Here is a 4,748-nt window from a genome sequence, read left to right as displayed (position 1 = left end):
GGCCTGCCCGCCATCAGGTCCCCCGAAGCCGAGGACGAACCGGAGGAGATCTCCGAGGACGAGGCCCACGCCATCAAGGATGGCGAGGAGGCGGGCCCCACTCCGCCCCACTCGCGCCCACGTCTGGACGATGAGCCTGACGAAATCAGCAGCGACGAGGTCGAGGACGCCGAGGTCTCCGCCAGCAGCGCCGCCCAGCTCGTCGACGACGAGGACGACCTCCAGGAAGCCGACGCGGACCCCATCCCCGACGAGGACGAGGGTCCCCCGCCAGAGCCGCTCTCCTCGACGCTGAACCCCTGGTTCGCCCAGCTCGCCCACGGCTACTGTCCACCGGAAGGCACTCAGTTCGCGCGCCACACGCCCCCCACCACCTTCCCGGGGCGGGACGACGGCGCGGATCCATCCCGGACACCCTCCGCCCCCCGTGCACCAGGCGTCGTTCGCGGCAAGGGCTCGTGAAGCAGCCAACCGAGCACCCTCCGGAAAGTTTCCAAGCGTCGCTCCCGCCCAGTAGGATGTCGCGGTTTTCACTGCACTTTTTACGGGTGAAAGGGCTTCATGGAGCGCCGCGTCCTCATCGTTGAAAGCCAGAACGACTTCGCCCTCAGCATGGCGACCGTGCTCAAGAGCGCGGGTTACCAGACCGCCATGGCGGCGACCGCGACGGACGCGCAGCGCGAGCTGGAGAAGCGCCGACCGGATCTCGTCGTCCTTCGGGCCGAGCTTCCGGATCAATCCGGTTTCACGCTGTGCGGGCAGATCAAGAAGGGCAAGTGGGGCCAGAACCTCAAGGTCCTTCTCGTCTCCTCCCACACGGGCGTCGAGGGCCTCGCGCAGCACCGACAGACCCCGGGCGCGGCGGACGGCTACCTCGTCATCCCCTTCGAGATGGGTGAGCTGGCCACGATGAGCACGGACATCATGCCACCGGGCCAGGACGAGTCGGATGCATCGCTCGACGCCGCGCTCGCCGGTAACGCGCCGCGCGAGGCGCCGCCCCCCATGCCGGGCATCCGCACCAGCGCCGGCGGCCCGCCCAAGCTCCCCAAGCGCGAGCGCCGCAGCGCGATGACCGAGGAGGACCGCGCCTTCCTGGACCGCGCCTTCCAGTCCATCGCCGACCGCAAGGCGGAGCTGCTCGCCGAGTCGCGTCAGCTCAAGCGCCCTCCCCCGCGCCGCGAGCTGATGGGCACGCCGGAGGGGAAGATTCAAATCCTCCGCGACGAGCTCAAGACGCGCGAGGCCCAGCTGGCCCGCCTCTCCGAGATCTGGAGCGTGCGAGAGCGCGAGCTGCTCTCCGGCGAGGACCGCCTCCACGAGAAGGACGTGGAGCTGCAGGGCCTCAAGATGCAGGTGGACGACCTGCTGCGGCGCTTCAACGAGGCCCAGCAGGCGATGCTCCAGAAGGAGCGCGAGCACGGCGCCACCGTCGACGACCTGCTGCTGCAGAAGTTCTCCTCGGAGAAGGACCTCATCGAGGTCGTCGCCTCCAAGGAGAAGGACATCAACCTGCTGCGCAAGGAGGTCCACAACCGCGACGACGACCTCGCGCGGCGGGGCGCCGAGCTGGAGCACCTGCGCGGCGAATACGAGAAGCTCGACAAGCACCTCAACGTCGTCACGTTGGAGTTCGAGGTCAAGGAGCAGAAGCTCCAGGACAGCGTGCGCGCGCACGAGGCCGAAGAGGCCCGGCTGGGCAAGCGCGGTGACGACTTCGAGGCGGAGCTGGGCCGCACCATCAGCGAGCGGGATCAGCGCTACGCCGAGCTGGACGGCGAGTTCCAGGCCCTCCAGGAGCGGCTGCAGCAGACCGAGCAGGAGCGCGACGCCACCGTGCGCGGCCTGGAGACGCGCGCCGCCGCCGCCGAGGAGCACGGCGCCCGCGCCGACGAGGAGATCACCCGGCTGAACGCGGAGCGCGACGCGCTCGAGGCGCGGCTCAGCCAGCAGGTGGCGGATCTCGAGACCGACCTCGCGCGCACCACCGGCGAACGGGATCAGCTCCGGCTGGACAAGGACGCCCAGGAGGCGGAGCTCAGCCAGCGCATCGAGGACCGCGACGCCAAGATCTCGGCGTTGGACCGCGAGCTGTCGGAGACCATCGCCCGCAACGAGCGCACCGAGGCGGACCTCAACTCCAACATCCAGCAGCAGTTGGAGCGCATCGGCGAGCTGGAGGGCGAGGTCGAGGCCGTCAAGGCACACCTGGCCGACCGCGAGGCCGAGCTCACCGGTGAGCTGCAGGCGCTCACCGAGGCGAAGAACGCGCTGGAGGAGGACCTCACCGGCCGCCTGGAGGCGCTGCGCGTCGCCAAGGACGCGCTGGAGGAGGACCTCACCCGCCAGCTGGAGGAGGTCCGCGCCGCCAAGGCCGAGCAGGAGGCCGACCTCACCGGGCAGATCCAGGCCCTCACCTCGCAGCTCGAGCAGGCCCAGAACCAGGGCGAGCAGCTCCAGGCCCGCGTCGCCTCCCTCGAGGACACCGTCGCCCAGCGCGAGTCCACCATCGAGGGACTCCAGGGCGATGTCGCCACGAGAGATCAGCGCATCTCCGAGCTGACCGGAGACCTGGAGGCCACCAGCCAGACGCTGGCGCAGACGCAGGGCACGCTCGCGCAGACCGAGCAGCAGCTCGCGGACACGCAGGGCACCCTCGCCTCCACCGAGCAGTCGCTGTCCGAGACGCGCGGCGAACTCGAGGCCACCAGCCAGTCGCTGTCCGAGACGCAGACGCGCCTGGCCCAGACGGAGGAGGCGCTGTCCTCCACGCGCGGGGAGCTGGACGCCACCAGCCAGACGCTCGCGCAGACGCAGGACACCCTCTCCCGCACCGAGCAGCAGCTGGCGGACACGCAGAACACGCTCGCCACCACGGAGCAGTCGCTCTCCGAGACGCGCGGCGAGCTGGACGCCACCAGCCAGACGCTGGCGCAGACGCAGGGCACGCTCGCTCAGACCGAGCAGCAGCTCACGCAGACCGAGCAGCAGCTCGCGCAGACCCAGGGGACGCTCGCCACCACGGAGCAGACGCTCTCCGAGACGCGCGGCGAGCTGGATGCGACGAGCCAGACGCTGGCGCAGACGCAAGGCACGCTCGCGCAGACCGAGCAGCTGCTGGCGCAGACGCAAGGCACGCTCTCGCAGACCGAGGGCAGCCTGGCCGAGACGCGCGGCGAGCTGGAGGCCACCAGCCAGACGCTCACCCAGACGCAGAACACGTTGGAGGAGACGCGCGACGAGCTGGGCACCACCACCGCGCAGCGGGATCAGCTCAAGCTGGAGCTGGACGAGACGCGCACGGTGCTCCAGGAGACGCAGGCCTCGCTGTCCCGGACCACGGGCGAGCGGGACCAGCGCATCGCCGAGCTCCAGGCCCTGGGCGAGGCCAAGGACGCGCTGGAGCAGCTGCTCACCGGACAGATCGGCCAGCTGCGCGGCGAGCTGTCGGAGACGCTGGGCAACTACGAGGCGGAGCGCGCCGCGCACGAGAAGCTCGCCGCCGAGACGAGCGCCACCATCGAGGCGCTCACCGGCGAGCGCGACGGGCTGCGCTCGGAGCTGGAGGCCACCAGCCAGACGCTGGAGCAGGTGCAGGGCCAGCTCGCCGCCACCCGCGACGCCCTGTCGCGCGAGCAGCAGGCGCACACCACCAGCCGTCAGCAGGCGGCCAGCACCCAGTCCACGCTGGAGGGCGAGCTCAACGAGGCGCGCAACCAGGCGGAGGAGCTGGGCGAGCAGCTCACCATCACCAAGCACGAGCTGGGCGCCCGCGTCGCGGACGTCACCCAGCTCACCGCGCAGCTCGCCCAGGTGGAGGACACCCGCGCGAACCTCAAGGAGCGCCTGGACACCCTCACCGAGGAGTCCCAGCGCCGCGAGGAGCTGCTCCAGAACGACCTGGCCACCAAGGGCAAGGAGCTCTCGGACACGCTGCGCAAGCTCACCCAGGTGACGCAGGAGAAGATGCGTCAGGCCGAGGTGCTCAACCGCGAGGTCGCCACCCGCACCGAGCAGCTGAAGGCCCTGGAGACGAAGCTCCAGACGCAGGCCACCGACGCCAAGCGCCACGCGGACGGGCTCGGCCAGCAGATGGCCGGCCTGAACAACCAGCTGGAGCTGGCGAAGAAGGCGCTCGGCGAGCGCGAGGAGCAACTGCGCGCGGCGGGCACCAGCCACCAGAAGCTGACCCAGGAGCGCGAAGGCCTGGCCGGACAGCTCCAGCAGGCGCAAGCGGCCCAGGCGCAAGCGGCCCAGGCCTGGCAGCAGGAGCGCGCCGAGGCGAAGCGCGCGTCCGACGAGCTGGCGGCGAAGCTGGCCAAGGCCGAGCAGCGCATCGCCCAGCTCACCCAGGAGGCCCAGGCGAAGGCGGCCGACGCGGACGCCAAGGCCAAGGACCTGCAGGCCCAGCTCGCCACCCGCACCAAGAAGGTGCAGGACCTGGAGCTGGCGGTGGAGAACGCGCAGGGCGCCAAGGCCCGCGCGGAGAAGGACCTGGCCGCCAAGGTGGCCGCCGCCGAGGGCAAGGCCAACGAGGCCGCCGCCCGCCTCGCCACCGCCCAGAAGGAGCGCAAGGACCTGGAGGCGCGTCAGCTGCGCGAGATCGAGGAGCTCAACACCAAGCAGAAGGCGGAGCTCGAGCGGCGCGAGGCCATCAAGACGCAGGAGGTCACCCGCCTGCAGCAGTCCGTCCAGGAGAAGAGCAAGGCGCTCAAGGTCGCCGAGCTGGAGCTGGCTCGCTACAAGAG

At 70.8% G+C, this 4,748-nt stretch carries 1 protein-coding gene and 1 pseudogene; both read left to right on the top strand.

All coding sequences use genetic code 11. The annotated features are described in order from the left end of the window. Positions 1-462: pseudogene (locus FL311_RS44575) on the top strand (glycosyl transferase family 1); the annotation flags it as partial. A 99-nt stretch (positions 463-561) separates the two neighbouring features. Further along, positions 562-4,748: response regulator (locus tag FL311_RS41255; protein ID WP_141333098.1), on the top strand; the 4,187-nt coding region annotated here is incomplete at its 3' end.

Origin of the sequence: Myxococcus sp. AB025B (assembly GCF_006518215.1) — a bacterium.
Taxonomy (GTDB): domain Bacteria; phylum Myxococcota; class Myxococcia; order Myxococcales; family Myxococcaceae; genus Myxococcus; species Myxococcus fulvus.
Note: the sequence above shows the minus strand (reverse complement) of the source record. Positions and strands in the feature narration are given on the sequence as shown.